Origin of the sequence: Pseudomonas brassicae (genome assembly GCF_010671725.1) — a bacterium.
GTDB lineage: Bacteria > Pseudomonadota > Gammaproteobacteria > Pseudomonadales > Pseudomonadaceae > Aquipseudomonas > Aquipseudomonas brassicae.
Genome location: NZ_JAAHBU010000229.1, coordinates 1 through 15,841 on the forward strand (window position 1 = coordinate 1; position 15,841 = coordinate 15,841).

Annotated in this window: 13 protein-coding genes and 3 pseudogenes; 11 read left to right on the forward strand and 5 right to left on the reverse strand. The window is 64.9% G+C overall.

The window, feature by feature from the left end; genetic code table 11:
• Window positions 1-795, reverse strand: a pseudogene (locus tag G3436_RS16155) (GGDEF domain-containing protein); the annotation flags it as partial.
• 86 nt (window positions 796-881) lie between these two features.
• Window positions 882-1,580 (reverse strand): lysophospholipid acyltransferase family protein, encoded by a 699-nt coding sequence (locus tag G3436_RS16160; protein WP_163946772.1) that lies wholly within the window; start codon window positions 1,578-1,580, stop codon window positions 882-884.
• Between the two features lie 249 nt (window positions 1,581-1,829).
• Between G3436_RS16160 and G3436_RS27705 the strand changes: the two genes are divergently transcribed.
• Together G3436_RS27705 and G3436_RS27710 are read left to right on the forward strand one after the other, a co-directional pair.
• Window positions 1,830-2,876, forward strand: a complete 1,047-nt coding sequence (locus tag G3436_RS27705) for a sigma-54-dependent transcriptional regulator family protein (protein WP_243667177.1) — start codon at window positions 1,830-1,832, stop codon at window positions 2,874-2,876.
• Window positions 2,864-3,721 (forward strand): sigma-54-dependent Fis family transcriptional regulator, encoded by an 858-nt coding sequence (locus G3436_RS27710; protein WP_338001272.1) that lies wholly within the window; start codon window positions 2,864-2,866, stop codon window positions 3,719-3,721. The genes G3436_RS27705 and G3436_RS27710 overlap by 13 nt, the downstream gene beginning before the upstream one ends.
• 145 nt (window positions 3,722-3,866) lie before the next feature.
• Here G3436_RS27710 and aldA read toward each other — a convergent pair whose 3' ends face one another.
• The gene (gene aldA / locus G3436_RS16170; protein WP_163946775.1) at window positions 3,867-5,300 is read right to left on the reverse strand and encodes an aldehyde dehydrogenase; all 1,434 of its coding nucleotides are present in this window, start codon (window positions 5,298-5,300) and stop codon (window positions 3,867-3,869) included.
• A gap of 16 nt (window positions 5,301-5,316) precedes the next feature.
• Window positions 5,317-7,469: pseudogene (locus tag G3436_RS16175) on the reverse strand (PQQ-dependent dehydrogenase, methanol/ethanol family).
• Between the two features lie 316 nt (window positions 7,470-7,785).
• On the opposite strand from G3436_RS16175, the gene G3436_RS16180 reads away from it, so the two are divergent.
• The 7 genes and pseudogenes from G3436_RS16180 (at window position 7,786) to G3436_RS16210 (ending at window position 13,027) form a co-directional block, all read left to right on the forward strand.
• Window positions 7,786-8,373, forward strand: a complete 588-nt coding sequence (locus tag G3436_RS16180) for an amino acid synthesis family protein (protein WP_163946778.1) — start codon at window positions 7,786-7,788, stop codon at window positions 8,371-8,373.
• Window positions 8,374-8,402: 29 nt separating this feature from the next.
• Window positions 8,403-9,233 (forward strand): alpha/beta fold hydrolase, encoded by an 831-nt coding sequence (locus G3436_RS16185; protein ID WP_163946781.1) that lies wholly within the window; start codon window positions 8,403-8,405, stop codon window positions 9,231-9,233.
• Window positions 9,230-10,708, forward strand: a complete 1,479-nt coding sequence (locus G3436_RS16190; protein WP_163946785.1) for an aldehyde dehydrogenase — start codon at window positions 9,230-9,232, stop codon at window positions 10,706-10,708. The genes G3436_RS16185 and G3436_RS16190 overlap by 4 nt, the downstream gene beginning before the upstream one ends.
• A gap of 12 nt (window positions 10,709-10,720) precedes the next feature.
• Window positions 10,721-11,206: a flavin reductase family protein gene (locus G3436_RS16195; protein WP_163946788.1), complete on the forward strand. Its 486-nt coding sequence runs from the start codon at window positions 10,721-10,723 to the stop codon at window positions 11,204-11,206.
• 66 nt (window positions 11,207-11,272) lie between these two features.
• Complete coding sequence (locus tag G3436_RS16200; RefSeq protein ID WP_163946791.1) at window positions 11,273-11,662, forward strand: carboxymuconolactone decarboxylase family protein; 390 nt, start codon at window positions 11,273-11,275, stop codon at window positions 11,660-11,662.
• 47 nt (window positions 11,663-11,709) lie between these two features.
• Window positions 11,710-12,461: pseudogene (locus G3436_RS16205) on the forward strand (GntR family transcriptional regulator).
• A 2-nt stretch (window positions 12,462-12,463) separates the two neighbouring features.
• A complete protein-coding gene (locus G3436_RS16210) occupies window positions 12,464-13,027 on the forward strand; it encodes an NUDIX hydrolase (protein ID WP_163946794.1) in 564 nt (187 codons plus the stop codon).
• Window positions 13,028-13,039: 12 nt separating this feature from the next.
• On the opposite strand, the gene G3436_RS16215 is transcribed toward G3436_RS16210, so the two are convergent.
• Window positions 13,040-13,333: a DUF1330 domain-containing protein gene (locus G3436_RS16215; RefSeq protein WP_163946797.1), complete on the reverse strand. Its 294-nt coding sequence runs from the start codon at window positions 13,331-13,333 to the stop codon at window positions 13,040-13,042.
• Window positions 13,334-13,397: 64 nt separating this feature from the next.
• On the opposite strand from G3436_RS16215, the gene ribBA reads away from it, so the two are divergent.
• Entirely contained in the window at window positions 13,398-14,507 is a 1,110-nt protein-coding gene (ribBA, locus tag G3436_RS16220) for a bifunctional 3,4-dihydroxy-2-butanone-4-phosphate synthase/GTP cyclohydrolase II (RefSeq protein WP_163946800.1), read from the forward strand.
• Window positions 14,508-14,754: 247 nt separating this feature from the next.
• The gene (locus G3436_RS16225) at window positions 14,755-15,780 is read left to right on the forward strand and encodes a polyamine ABC transporter substrate-binding protein (RefSeq protein ID WP_163946802.1); all 1,026 of its coding nucleotides are present in this window, start codon (window positions 14,755-14,757) and stop codon (window positions 15,778-15,780) included.
• The last annotated feature ends 61 nt before the right edge of the window (window positions 15,781-15,841 follow it).

Here is a 15,841-nt window from a genome sequence, read left to right on the forward strand (position 1 = left end):
CATCGTTGATACGCTTGAAGTGATCGATATCGATCATCGCCACTGCCAGCGGCGCGGCACTGCCCCGGGCACGTTGCAGTGCATCGTCGAGCTGTTCGAGGATCGCACGCCGATTGAGGATGCCGGTCAAGCCGTCACGCCGCGCCATGTACTCCAGGATCGCCTCGCTGCGCTCCTTGGACAGCAGCACCAGCCCCAGCGAATACATCATCACCGTCACCGTACCGATACTCACCGAAATGGTCTGCTTGAGGTTGCTCACGTCGTACTGCATCTCTGCCGCCCCGCCGGCCAGTACCGCCGCCACCCGCATCAGCAGACGACCAGGCTGATAACACCGCCGATCATCAGCAACAGGTGCGCGCGACCCGCCGGCTGCGCATGGCGACGTGCCCACAGGATGATCAGCAGGCACTGCAGGCTCAGCACCAACGAGGCGGCGAGCATCCGGTGCTCGCGGTTGTCGAACAACAGCACCATGCACCCCAGCATCAGCACCGGCACGCTGAAGATCCGGCGCCAGGGCACCGGTGCCTCGCGCACGCGAAAAATGCTCACGCCATAGAACGCCAGCGCCACCGACAGCAGGGTATTGGCCGCACCATAGGTCAACCACAACGGCGCATGGCCGTACAGGGTGTAGCAGACATAGGCCAGCGCATGCGCGAGCAAGCCGTAACCGGTGGTCAGCACGCCGTCGCGCCGAGTGAAGCGCGCCACCAGGATCAGACAGAAGGCCATGATCGTCGCAACCAGCGCGACGCAGCCAAACAAGGTGGGGGTATGGGCAATCATGGCGGGCCTTGGGCCATCCGTGGCGGAAGTGGCTGTTGTGCGAAAGTCTAGCGCAGCTGCCAAGCACAGTCGGCGCGGCGTGCAGCCTAAACGATCGGCAGGCCGTTGCTGATCACTTCGCGGGTATAGGATGCCAACTGCTTGGCGTCCATGCTGGCCACCAGGTCGGCCTCGATGGGCCGGTGCGCCGTAATGCTGACCTGCGTGGGCCCCAGGCGGTTATGACGAATGGCCCGTACCGTGCAACTGATGGTCACGGGGATGATGCCGATGCCCATTTCCCTGGCAATACGAAACGCGCCGCTCTTGAACGGCAGCACACCCTGGCCGGGATTGCGCGTGCCCTCCGGGAAGACCCAGATCGAGGTGTTGTGTTGCGTGACCTGCCTGGCGATGGTGCGCAGGCTCTTGATCGAGGCGCGCGGGTTGCTGCGGTCGATGAACAGGCTGCCGGTCAGCCAGTACAGTTGGCCCACCAGCGGCAGCCAGCGCAGCGACTGCTTGGCGACGATCACCGTGCCGGGCGGCAGCACCTGGGCGACGATGAACGCGTCGTGGTTGCTCTGGTGGTTGGCGACGTAGATGTAGGGCCGCCCGGGCGCGATTGCGTCGAACCCCGCGGCCACGACCTGCACTCCGAAGATGCGGTTGACCCAGCGGTAGGCACGGCAGGCCAGGTGCAGGTTGTTGTGCTTGCGCGGGTTCAACAGCAGCAATACACAGAGGAACGGAAACGTGACGACCACGAACATCACCAGCAACAGCCAACGCACACACGCAATCATCTATCTACCACCTTCCTGGGCACGCTTTGAGCTCCTGACCCGCAACATGAAGAAACGGATATGCCGGGCACGATAACAAACGCAGGTACCCAAAGCACCCGACGCACAAGCCGATTCAGTGAAAAGCGGCTATTACCGGCTGAAAATTCCCGCCACAGCGTCTAAGGTAGGCACAGATCGGTGCCCGCCCCTGGCCCCGAGACAACAAGACGACGCTACGCTGCGCGGTAGCGTCGATGGGAGCCCAGCATGCAGCACACGCACACCAGCCCGAGCGAGCTCGCGGCCTTTGTCGACGACCACTTCCCTGAACGCGGCATCCGCCCCGACCCGGTCATTGCGCAGTCGTGGTACCGCAGCGTGGTCGAGCACCGCCTCGACCCCGGCGCCGCCGGGCGTACCCATGTGCTGGGGGCCGATGACATCCGTCGCCATCAACAGCAGCACCAGCAGTACCTGGCCATCGCCAGCCAGGGCGTCAGCGGCCTGGCCCGGCGCGTGGTGCCGGCTGGCTTTGCGGTGCTGCTGAGCGACGAGCACGGCATCACCCTCGACACGCGCCTGCCCGAGGCCAGCCAGGTGTATACCCAGGCGGGGCTGGTGGTGGGCGCACGCTGGGACGAGTCGATCGCCGGCACCAATGGCATCGGCACTACCCTGGCCGCTGCGCAGCCGCTGATCATCCACCGCGAAGAACACTTCCTGGCCGCCAACTTTCGCCTGAGCTGCTCGGTGGCGCCGATCTTCGATGCCCAGGGCCTGCTGCGCGGCTGCCTGAACGCCACGTGCCTTAACAGCAACGGGCCCAAGCAGGCGCAGTACCTGACCCTGCAACTGGTAATCCTGTATGCACGGCTGATCGAGAACGCACACTTTCGCGAGTGCTACCGCGATTGCCTGACCCTGTCGCTCAAGCCCGTCGACGACATCGCCGACCTGGCCAACGAACAGTTGCTCGCGCTGGATGACAGCGGCCGCATCATCGGCGCCAACCGCGCCACCTTCGTGGCCCATCAACGCGACGACCGGCCGCTGCTGCAAGCACGCATCGACAGCCTGCTGCCCACCTCGATGGAAGAATTGCTCGGCCTCACCCAGGGCGGCGCACGTGGCGTGCGCTTGCGCGGCCGGCAGGACGACAGCGTGCTGGACGTGGGCCTGCGGATTCCGTCGCAGCGCCACCGTTCGGCACCCGTGGCGGCCAAGCGCCGGCACGCCCGCAGCATCCCGACCTGCAGCAACTGGCTGGCGGCGATGCACGCCTGCAACAAGCGGTACAGCGGGTGCGCAAGGTGATCGACAAGGACCTGCCGATCCTGATCACGGGCGAGACCGGCACCGGCAAGGAGGCGTTTGCCCGCGCCATCCACCAGGCCAGCGCGCGGCATGCGGCACCGTTTGTCGCGCTCAACTGTGCGGCGATCCCCGAGAGCCTGATCGAGAGCGAGCTGTTCGGCTATCGTGGTGGCAGTTTTACCGGTGCCGACAAGAAAGGCATGAAAGGCAAGCTGGAACTGGCGGCGGGCGGCACGCTGTTTCTGGATGAAATCGGCGACATGCCGGCGCACCTGCAGACGCGCCTGCTGCGGGTGCTGGCCGAGCGCGAGATTTTCCCGATTGGGGCGCAGGCGCCGGTGGCGCTGGATGTACAAGTGATTTCGGCGACCCACCAGGACCTGCACGGGATGATTGACCAGAAGCGCTTTCGCCAGGACCTGTATTACCGCCTGGGTGGCATGAACCTGGCCTTGCCGGCACTGCGCGACCGCAGTGACCGGGCTGAACTGATCGAGCGATTGCTGGCGGCGCAGGGTGCGGGGCTGAGGCTGACCGAACAGGCGCGCGAGTGCCTGTATGCGCAGGCCTGGCCGGGCAATATCCGGCAGTTGCTCAATACGCTGCGTTACGCGGCGGCCTTGGCCGAGGATGGCTGGATTGATGTCGACTGCCTGCCGATGGAACTCTTGCAGGTGAGCCGCAGCGAGCCGCTGCGCATCGACCGCCAGGACCCGGCCAGCGAATTGCTGGAGGTGCTGCGTCGCCATCGCTGGAACATCAGTGCGGTCGCAGGTGAGCTGGGGGGTAGCGCGCTCGACCTTGTATCGGCAGATGAAGAAGTATGGGGTGGTGCAGCCCAATGATCGGTTGTGATTGCTTGCTGGGCCAGCCTCACCGACCCCTTCGCTGGCAAGCCAGCTCCCACAGGGTTTGCGCTGTTTTCAAGGCTTGCGCTGTACCTGTGGGAGCTGGCTTGCCAGCGAAGGGGGCGATGAGGCTAGCTAGGCATCAGATCTGGATATAGACCACATGCGTATGCGTGTACTCATACAACCCATGCTTGCCATCTGCCCCGCCGATCCCCGACTTGCGCGTACCGGCATGGAAGCCCTGCATGGCCTCGAAGTTCTCGCGGTTGATGTAGGTCTCGCCAAAGTCCAGCGCATTGCTGGCATGCATCGCCGCGCTCAGGCTGCGCGTGTACAGCGATGAGGTCAGCCCGTACTCGCTGTCATTGGCCAGGGCAATCGCCTCGTCCAGGCTGTCGACGATCTGGATCGGCAACACCGGCCCAAAGATCTCCTTGCGCATGATCTCCATGTCCGCCACACAGCCCGCCAATACCGTCGGCTGATAATGGAAACCCTGCCCACGATCGGCCACCGCACCACCGGTCACCAACTGCGCGCCCTGCCCCACGGCCGTGTGCACCATCTGCCCGACCTTGTCCAGCGCCGCCTGGTTGATCAGCGGCCCCATGTCCAGGTCGGCCTCGGCCAGCGGATCACCGTAACGGGTCGCGGCCATGGCGCCGGCCAGCTTGTCGGTGAATTCATCGGCGACCGCACGCTGCACGTACACCCGCTCGGCGCAGTTGCACACCTGCCCGCTGTTGATCACCCGCGAGGCCGTGATGGCCTTGACCGCCAACCCCAGGTCGGCGTCGTCCAGCACAATGGCCGGTGCCTTGCCGCCCAGTTCCAGGTTGAGCTTGGTGATGTTCGGCGCCGCCGCCGCCATGATCCGCGAGCCGGTGCCGACACTGCCGGTGAAGCTGATCAGGTCGATGCCGGCATGGCTGGTCAGGCGTTGCCCCACCGTTGCACCGGTGCCGCACACCACGTTGAACACGCCGCTGGGCAGGTCGGTTTCGGCCACCAGGCGGGCAAATTCGAAGCAGTTGATCGGGGTTTCTTCACTTGGCTTGATCACGATGGTGTTACCGGTCAGCAAGGCCGGCGCCATCTTGCGCGCGATCAAAAAGAACGGGAAATTCCACGGCAGAATCCCGGCCACCACGCCCAGTGGCTTGCGCAGCAAAAAGATGCTCTCACCCGCGCGGTCGCTGGTCAGCACCTCGCCCTCCAGGCGCCGTGCCCACTCGGCCATGTAGTCGAGGTAATCGGCAGTGAAGTTCACTTCGACCAGGGCCAGGCCGAGCACCTTGCCCTGCTCGGCGGTGATGATGCGCGCCAGGCGCTCGGCGTTGTCGCGCACCTTGCTGGCGATCTTGCGCAGGTAGCCGGCGCGCTCGATGGCCGGGCGTGTGGCCCAGCCCTTCTGCGCCTGGCGCGCGGCGGCGATGGCCTGCTCGACCTGGGCATCGCTGGCCTGCGGCACGCGCCCCAGCAACTGCCCGTTGGCGGGGTTGTGCACCTCGATCAGTGCCTCGCTGTCGACGAACGCGTTGGCGATGTAGTTCTGGTAGATGGCGTCACTCATGGATGAATCTCTCTGTTCAATTGGATGACTGGGCGCTGAACTGCTTCCAGGTATCGCCTTCGTGCTTGAGGTCGTGGGCGCGCTTGATCAGGTACTGGTGGATCTGGTCAACCTGCTCGGGGGTGAAGGCTTCAGCGAACGACGGCATGCCGTCCGGCACGCGGCCACCGAAGAGGATGCCGAGGAACATCTGGTGTTTTTCCGGGGTGAGCTTGCGCAGGTCCGGCAGCACGCCGCCGCTGACCGCATGGATGCCGTGGCACTGCGAGCAGTAACCGTCATACAGCTTGGCGCCGGCCTCGATCGAGGCGGTGTCGTTGCTCAAGGCCGGGGGTGGCGGTGCGTCCGGGCGCGGCGCCGGCTCTTGCAGCTTGGCCGTGCCGCCCAGCTTGTAGGTCAGCACCTGGGCGTACGGTTGTACCCCGGCACGCAGCGACAAGGCGCCGGCAAAGGTAGAGAATGCGCCGCCCCAACCGGCCATGAAGGTCACGTACTGCTCACCGTCGACGCTGTAGGTGACCGGTGCGGCCATCACACCACTGGCGGCTGGTTGCTCCCACAGCTTGTCGCCGGTGTCGGCGGCATAGGCGATCACGCGCCCGTCGGCGCTGCCCTCGAACACCAGGTTGCCGGCGGTGCTCAGGGTGCCGCCGTTGAAGATGGTCACGTAGGGCACTTCCCAGGCCGGCTGCTGCTTGACCGGGTCCCAGGCGATCAGCTTGCCCGACCAGCCCTTGGCCATTTCCAGCAGGCCCTCGGCGCCCTCGGGCATCATGCCGGTGCGCAGGCCCAACTGGTACATGCTCTTGAACGGGTTGCGCTTGGGCGCCTCGGGAATGTGCTCGTAGTAGGCCGACATGATGTGCGCCGGGATGTACACCAGCCCGGTATTGGGGTTGTAGGACATTGGCTGCCAGTCATGCGCACCCCAGAACGCCGGGGTTACCAGGTTGCGCTTGCCGTTTTTCCAGTAGGCGGCGTTGTCTTCATCCACGATCGGCCGGCCGTCTTCATGTCCATGCCCTTGGTCCAGCTCTGCGGCACGATGCCCTTGGCCGACAGCAGTTCGCCGGTGGCACGGTCGATCACATAGAAGAAGCCGTTCTTGGGCGCCTGCATCAGCACCTTGCGCGGCTTGCCGTCGATCGGCAGCTCGGCCAGGATCATGTGCTGGGTGGCGGTGTAGTCCCAGGCGTCGCCCGGGGTGGTCTGGTAGTGCCACACGTATTCGCCGGTGTCGGCGTTGACCGCCACGATGGACGACAGGAACAGGTTGTCGCCCTTGGCCTGGCTGCGCCACTTGGGGTCCCACAGCGAGCCGTTGCCCACGCCGATGTACAGCAGGTTCAGCTCCGGGTCGTAGGCGAACGAGTCCCATGCGGTCCCCCCGCCACCCTGCTCCACGTAGGCATCGCCGAACCAGGTCTTGGCGGCGATTTCCATGCCCTTGCCTTCGGGCGGCAGCTTCGGGTCGCCCGGCACGGTGTAGAAGCGCCACGCCTCCTTGCCGGTCTCGGCGTCATAAGCGGTGACATAGCCGCGCACGCCGAACTCGGCGCCGCCGTTGCCGATCACCACCTTGCCGTTGACCACCCGTGGCGCGCCGGTGATGGTGTAGCTGCGCGTGTGGTCGGCGCGGGTATCCACCGACCAGGCACGCTGGCCGGTCTTGGCGTCGATGGCCTCCAGGCGCCCGTCGAGCACGCCCACATACACCTTGCCCTTCCACACCGCCACACCACGGTTGACCGCATCGCAACAGGCTTCGCCGGCGCGGTTGCGGTCCGATTGCGGGTCGTATTTCCAGATCAGCTTGCCGTTGCGCGCATCCAGCGCATACACCACCGAGAACGGCCCGGTGGTGTACATCACCCCGTCGACCACGATGGGGGTGGCTTCCACGCCACGGTCCAGGTCGAGTTTGTAGCTCCAGGCCAGGCCCAGTTCACCGACGTTCTTGTCACTGATCTGCTTGAGCGGGCTGTAGCGCTGTTCGTCGTAGGTACGCCCGGTACTCATCCAGTTACCGGGCTCCTTGTCGGCGGCGATGATGCGCGCACCATCCACGTTGGCCGGGATGTCCGCAGCCAGCGCCGGGCCCACCAGGCTCAGCAGCACGGCGACGGCAAGGGTTTTGAGGGGAAGCGAGGCTAGGCCAGTCTGTCTCATGGGAGTGTCCTGTTCTTATTAGTGGCGCAATCTTCGCGCTGCGCCTCCCACTCATCGCAACCGCCATGCCAGTTGCCGCCGGAACCGTCAACACGCCGTAATCACGGGCCTTGGCGGCCCTCACCTGGCCTATGGCCAGCAAGCCAGCAGCGCTACAAGTGTTGCATCAAACGCTACAGGCGCCGCACAGCTGTAGCGCGCACCGCGCCATCTGTCGCCTGCCTCCTCGACAAACTCACCGAGGGGACTTGCGCTTGCAGTATTATGGTATACCATCATACGCACAGACCATTATATCCCTCAGACGGAGCAGCTCATGAGTTTCGAAATTCGCAAGATCGTCAGCTATGTCGAAGAAACCTTCATCGAGGGCGGCAAGGCCGCCGACAAGCCGGTGACCATGGTGGGCCTGGCAGTGGTGATCAAGAACCCATGGCTGAACGGTTTCGTCGACGACCTCAAGCCCCAGATCCGCGCCAACTGCTCCGACCTGGGTGCGCTGATGGTCGAGCGCCTGGTGGGCATCATCGGCGGCGCCGGCAAGATCGAAGCCTATGGCAAGGCGGCCGTGGTCGGCGCCGATGGCGAGATCGAGCACGCCTCGGCGGTGATCCACACCCTGCGCTTTGGCAACCACTACCGTGAAGCGGTCAAGGCCAAGAGCTACCTGAGCTTCACCAACAAGCGCGGCGGCCCGGGCACCTCGATCCAGATCCCGATGATGCACAAGGACGACGAAGGCCTGCGTTCGCACTACATCACCCTGGAAATGCAGATCGAAGACGCCCCGCGTGCCGACGAAATCGTCGTGGTACTGGGGTGCGCCGACGGTGGCCGCCTGCACCCGCGCATCGGTAACCGCTACATCGATCTGGAAGAACTGGCTGCCGAAAAAGCCCAGTAATAACCACAACGGCATTGCAGGAGCGCTCCATGATTCGGCTCACCGCTGAACGCACCCCGGCTGGCACCAGTTACCTGGCGACCGGCCAAGGCCAGACCGTGGTCTTGATCCACGGCGTGGGCCTGAACAAAGAAATGTGGGGCGGGCAGATCGTCGGCCTGGCCACGCACTACCGCGTGGTCGCCTACGACATGCTCGGTCACGGCGACAGCCCGCGCCCGGCACCCGGCACCGGCCTGCTCGGCTACGCCGACCAGTTGCTGGAGCTGCTGGAGCACCTGCACGTGCCGCACGCCACGGTGATCGGCTTCTCCATGGGCGGCCTGGTGGCGCGCGCCTTCGCCCTGCACTACCCCGAGCGCCTGCAAGGGCTGGTGGTGCTCAACAGCGTGTTCAACCGCAGCCCCGAGCAGCGTGAAGGCGTGATCGCCCGCACCGCCCAGGCCGCCGAACACGGGCCCGACGCGAATGCCGAAGCCGCCCTGTCGCGCTGGTTCAGCCGCGAGTACCAGGCGGCCAACCCGGCGCAGATCGCCGCCATCCGCCAGACCCTGGCCGGCAACGATCCGCAGGGCTACCTGACCACCTATGAACTGTTCGCCACACAAGACATGTACCGCGCCGACGACCTGGGCAGCATCCAGGTACCGACGCTGATCGCCACCGGCGAGCTGGACCCCGGCTCGACCCCGCAGATGGCCAGGCAGTTGGCCGAGCGCATTCCGGGCGCCCAGGTGGCGATCCTTGAGGAGCAACGGCATATGATGCCGGTAGAGTCGCCTCGCCTGGTCAACCAGGTGCTGCTGAGCTTCCTCGACACCGCGCAGAAACAACAGCTGATCAAGGGGATTGTGGCATGACACTCGCACGCTTCCAGATGTGCATCGACGGCCAGTGGGTCGATGCCCTCAGCGGCAAGACCTTCGAAAGCCTCAACCCGGCCCTGGCCGAACCCTGGGCGGTGCTGCCCGATGCCGGCGAAGACGATGTGGAGCGCGCCGTGCAGGCCGCCCAGGCCGCCTTCGAAAACCCGGCATGGCGTGGCTTGAGCGCCACCGCACGGGGCAAACTGCTGCGCCGCCTGGGCGACCTGATCGCCGAGAACAAGGAACAACTGGCCCAGCTGGAAAGCCGTGACAACGGCAAGCTGATCCGCGAAACCCGCGGCCAGGTCGGCTACCTGCCAGAGTTTTTCCACTACACCGCAGGCCTTGCCGACAAGCTCGAAGGCGGCACCCTGCCGCTGGACAAGCCCGACCTGTTCGCCTACACCGTGCACGAGCCGATGGGCGTGGTGGCCGGGATCATCCCCTGGAACAGCCCGCTGTACCTGACCGCGATCAAGCTGGCCCCAGCCCTGGCGGCCGGCAACACCATCGTGCTCAAGCCGTCCGAACACGCCTCGGCGACCATTCTGGAGCTGGCCCGCCTGGCACTGGAAGCGGGCATACCGGCCGGCGTGGTCAACGTGGTGACCGGCTACGGGCCGAGCACCGGCGCCGCACTCACCCGCCACCCGCTGGTGCGCAAGATCGCCTTTACCGGTGGCGCGGCGACTGCGCGCCATGTGGTGCGCAGCAGCGCCGAAAACTTCGCCAAGCTGTCGCTGGAGCTGGGCGGCAAGTCGCCCAACATCATCTTTGCCGACGCCGACCTGGACAGCGCGATCAACGGCGCCATCGCCGGCATCTACGCCGCCTCCGGGCAAAGCTGCGTGTCAGGCTCGCGCCTGCTGGTGCAGGACGAGATCTACGACGAATTCGTCGAACGCCTGGTCGAACGCGCCCGGCGCATCCGCATCGGCAACCCGCAGGACGACAGCAGCGAGATGGGCCCGATGGCCACCGCGCAGCAACTGGCCGTGGTCGAAGGCCTGGTCGCCGACGCGCTGGCCGAAGGTGCGCGCCTGCGCATGGGCGGCAAGCGTGCAGACATCGGCGGCGGCTGGTTCTACGAGCCGACCCTGTTCGAGTGCGACAGCAACTCGATGAAGATCATGCAGGAAGAAGTGTTCGGCCCGGTGGCCTCGGTGATCCGCTTCAAGGACGAGGCCCAGGCGCTGGCCATCGCCAACGACTCGCAGTTCGGCCTGGCGGCCGGCATCTGGACCCGCGACCTGGGCCGTGCCCACCGCCTGGCCCGTGACGTGCGCTCGGGGATCATCTGGGTCAATACTTACCGTGCGGTCTCGGCCATGGCCCCGATCGGCGGTTTCAAGAACAGCGGCTACGGTCGCGAGAGCGGCATCGATTCGGTGCTGGCCTATACCGAACTCAAGACGGTGTGGATCAACCTCTCGCAAGCGCCCATGCCCGACCCGTTCGTGATGCGATAGGAGACCTGAACAATGATCGAACCCGGCATTTACAAAGAAGTCATGGGCTCCTTCCCGTCCGGTGTCACGGTGGTCACCACCCTCGACCCGGATGGCGAGATCGTCGGCATCACCGCCAGCGCGTTCAGCGCGCTGTCGATCGACCCGGCGCTGGTGCTGTTCTGCCCCAACTATGCCTCCGACACCTACCCGATCCTGCGTGACAGCAAGCAGTTCGCGATCCACCTGCTGTCGGCCGACCAGACCGCCGAGGCCTACGCCTTCGCCGGCAAGGGCAAAGACAAGGCCAAGGGCATCGAGTGGCACCTGAGCGAACTGGGCAACCCGCTGCTGGCCAAGGCCACCGCGATCATCGAGTGCGAGCTGTGGCGTGAGTACGACGGCGGCGATCACGCGATCATCGTCGGCGCGGTGAAGCACCTGATCCTGCCCGAGCAGGCGGTCACGCCGATGGTGTACCACAAGGGCAAGCTGGGCGCGCTGCCCACCCTGGCCTGACAACTTTTTACGGGGCCGTGCGCTACCCCCCTCGGTAGCGGCCCCTTTTTTATTCAGGGAGCCGACATGAGCAACGAGAAATACGAAAAAGGCCTGGCGATCCGCACCCAGGTGCTGGGCGAGGCCTACGTGCAACGGTCGATCGAGAATGCCGACGACTTCACCCGCCCCCTGCAGGAGATGGTCACCGAGTACTGCTGGGGCCACGTATGGGGCCGTGAGGGTTTGTCGCTTAAAGAGCGCAGCATGATAAACTTGGCCATGATTTCGGCCCTCAATCGGCCCCATGAACTCAAGCTGCACGTACGTGGCGCATTGCGTAATGGGCTCAGCCGTGAACAAATACGCGAAATTCTGCTTCAGGTCGGCATTTACTGCGGTGTACCCGCCGCCGTAGACAGCTTCCGGCTTGCCCGTGAAGCCTTCGCCGACGCCGATGCAGAGGCCTCCAGTTAAACCTGGGCTGCTCTTGTCGCCAGGACAGCCCACTCAGAGCAGAATCCATGAAACGCCTGCCACTCGACGACAGCTTCAAGGTCAATCGCAACCCCGTTACCCTGCGCGAAATCGTGCTGGATAAACTGCGAAGCGCCATCATGAATTTCCAGCTCCTGCCGGGCGATCGCCTGGTTGAACGCGACCTGTGCGATCGTCTTGGCGTAAGCCGCACCTCGGTGCGTGAAGCGCTGCGGCACCTGGAGTCCGAAGGCCTGGTGGAGTTCGCCGATGCCAAGGGCCCACGGGTGGCCATCATCACACTTGAAGACGCCGGCGATATCTACGAGCTGCGCTGCGTGCTCGAAGGCCTGATCGTGCAACTGTTCACCTGCGCGCCAAGGCCAAGGACATCAAGGCCCTGGAAAAAGCCCTGGAAGAGAACCGCAAGGCGCTCACCGAAGGCGAGCTGCAGCAGGTGATCGACTCGGTGCAGGGCTTCTACGACGTGCTGCTCGAAGGCTCCGGCAACCACGTGGCAGCCACCCAGCTGCGCCAGCTGCAGGCACGCATCAGCTACCTGCGCGCCACCTCGGTCTCGCAGGAGAACCGCCGCGGCACCAGCAACCAGGAAATGGAACGCATCGTCGCCGCGATCAAGAGCGGCGACCCGCTGGCCGCCCACCAGGCGTCGGTCGACCACGTACGCGCCGCCGCCAAGGTGGCCCTGGAGTACCTCAAGCGCAAGCAGGAAGGCGCCGGCCAGATCCCCGAGATCACCGCCCCCATCGCCCTCAAAGAACCGCGCATAGGCCGCTGACCATGGCCGCCCCGCGCTTTTGCCCCAGCTGCGGTGGCAGCGACCTCGGTCGCCGCCAACCGCCGGGCGATACCCATGAGCGCCTGATGTGCGGCGGCTGCGGCTATATCCACTACATCAACCCCAAGATCATTGCCGGCTGCATCATCGAGCAGGACGGCAAGTACCTGCTGTGCCAGCGCGCGATCCCGCCGCGTCCCGGCACCTGGACCCTGCCGGCAGGCTTCATGGAAGCCAACGAAACCACCGAGCAGGCGGCCCTTCGCGAGGTCTGGGAAGAGAGCGGCGTGCGCGCCGAGATCCACTCGCCCTACTCCATCTTCAGCGTGCCGGCGATCAGCGAGGTGTACATCATCTATCGCGCCACGGCGCTGGAAGTCACCGGCAACTTCGGCCCGGAAACCCTCGCCTACCAGTTCTTCGCCCCTGAAGACATCCCGTGGGACACCATCTACTACCCGGCCATCCGGCAGATCCTCGAGCGCTACATCGAGGAACGCCAGGCCGGTGTGTACGGCATCTACATCGGCAGCGACGACACCGGCAAGATCCACTTCATCCGCTGATCGCCGCCACCTTCACGCTTCGAGACCCTCGACGATAATTACCTCAGCGCGTGCCACGCCTGCACGGTGGCTCTTGGCGTGCTGATACTCGGGCGAGTGGTAGCAGGCCACGGCCTGGTCGTACGAATCGAACTCGATGACCACGCTGCGCTGCGGGGTGTCGCCCCCTTCCAGCGCCTGGCTCTTGCCGCCACGGGCCAGAAAGCGCCCGCCGTATTTGACGAACGCCGCTGGCGCACGCGATGTGTATTGGCTGTAGGCATCGGCATCGCTGACGTCTACGTGGGCAATCCAGTAAGCCTTCATTCGCACCTCCTCAGTCGTTATGTATTATGGTATACCATAATTTTTCCACTGCGAGCACTGCACCATGGCCTTCAACAGCATCGAAGAAATCATCGACGACTACCGCCAGGGCAAGATGGTCTTGCTGGTCGACGACGAGGACCGCGAAAACGAGGGCGACCTGCTGTTGGCCGCCGACTGCTGCACGGCCCAGGCCATCAGCTTCATGGCCCGCGAAGCGCGCGGGCTGATCTGCCTGACCCTCACCGACGAGCACTGCCAGCGCCTGGGGCTGGAACAGATGGTACCCAGCAACGGCAGCGTGTTCAGCACCGCCTTCACGGTATCTATCGAAGCGGCCAGCGGTGTCACCACCGGCATTTCAGCCGCCGACCGTGCGCGCACCGTGGCCGCCGCGGTAGCCGCCGATGCCGGCCCGGATGACCTGGTGCAGCCGGGGCATATCTTCCCGCTGCGGGCCAAGGAAGGCGGCGTACTGACCCGTGCCGGCCACACCGAAGCCGGCTGCGACCTGGCGCGCCTGGCCGGCTTCACCCCGGCCTCGGTGATCGTCGAGGTGATGAACGATGACGGCAGCATGGCCCGGCGCCCGGACCTGGAAGTGTTCGCACGCCGCCATGGCATCAAGATCGGCACCATCGCCGACCTCATCCATTACCGCCTGAGCACCGAGCACACCGTGGCGCGCATCGGCGAACGCGAACTGCCGACCGTGCACGGCACGTTCCGTCTGGTCACCTATGAAGACCGCATCGAAGGCGGCGTACACATGGCCATGGTGATGGGCACCCTGCGCCCCGAAGAGCCCACCCTGGTGCGCGTGCACGTGATCGACCCGCTGCGCGACCTGGTCGGCGCCGAGTACAACGGCCCGAGCAACTGGACGCTGTGGGCGGCACTGCAAAAAGTCGCCGAGCACGGCCACGGCGTGGTGGTGGTACTGGCCAACCACGAATCCTCCCAGGCACTGCTGGAGCGTGTACCGCAACTGACCCAGCCACCGCGCCAGTACAGCCGCTCGCAATCGCGCATCTATTCGGAGGTGGGCACCGGAGCACAGATACTGCAAGACCTGGGCGTGGGCAAGCTGCGCCACCTGGGCCCGCCACTCAAATACGCAGGGCTGACCGGCTACAACCTGGAGGTGGTTGAAAGCATTCCGTTTTCTGCCTGATCCGGTAAAACCGCGCCAGGCTGCCCCTTGACTGGCCGGATAACCGGTACGGCAAAGTGCTTGCACAATGTTTGGAATACCATAATATGATATTCCGTAGACCGGACATTTTTACCAAGGGGCCCACCAGGGACAGCACCCACAACAACCCTTGGCGCGGTCGCCGTTAAGACCCCGATGGACCTACTGCTCCCGATAGGCGGGCGACAACAGCCCGCTCAAAAACACAACAAATGAGGGCGTGAACATGGTGTTGAAAAAACGTGCAACGGCATTACTGGTCGCCGGCCTGCTGACAGCAGCCAGCACCGTCGTGTCGGCGGCCGAGAGCGTCAACTTCGTGAGCTGGGGCGGCAGCACCCAGGATGCGCAGAAGCAGGCCTGGGCCGATCCGTTCACGCGTGACAGCAAGATCACCGTGGTGCAGGACGGCCCTACCGACTACGGCAAGCTCAAGGCCATGGTCGAGAGCGGCAACGTGCAGTGGGACGTGGTCGACGTGGAGGCAGACTTTGCCTTGCGCGCCGCCGCCGAAGGCCTGCTCGAACCCCTGGACTTCAACACCATCCAGCGCGACAAGCTTGACCCGCGTTTCGTCTCCGACCACGGCGTGGGCTCGTTCTTCTTCTCCTTCGTGCTCGGCTACAACGAAGGCAAGCTGGGCGCCAGCAAGCCGGTCGACTGGAGCGCGCTGTTCGACACCAAGACCTACCCCGGCAAACGTGCGCTGTACAAATGGCCCAGCCCGGGCGTGCTGGAGCTGGCCCTGCTGGCCGATGGCGTGGCCGCCGACAAGCTCTACCCGCTGGACCTGGACCGCGCCTTCAAGAAGCTCGACACCATCAAGAAAGACATCGTGTGGTGGGGCGGCGGTGCACAGTCCCAGCAACTGCTGGCCTCCGGCGAAGCGAGCCTGGGGCAATTCTGGAACGGTCGCGTGTACGCCTTGCAACAGGACGGCGCACCGGTCGGCGTGAGCTGGAAACAGAACCTGGTCATGGCCGATTTCCTGGTCATCCCCAAGGGCGCGAAAAACAAGGACGCGGCGATGAAGTTCCTGGCCAATGCCAGCAGTGCCAAGGGCCAGGCCGACTTCTCCAACCTGACCGCCTACGCCCCGGTCAACCTCGACAGCGTGGCGCGCCTGGACTCGGTGCTGGCGCCTAACCTGCCGACGGCTTACGCCAAGGATCAGATCACTCTCGACTTCGCGTACTGGGCCAAGAACGGTCCGGCCATCGCGACACGGTGGAACGAATGGCTGGTCAAATAAAAATGGCGGCGACCCCGTCCCGTCACCCAGGCCCGACCGGGAGCGCCGCCGGCGCTGCCGG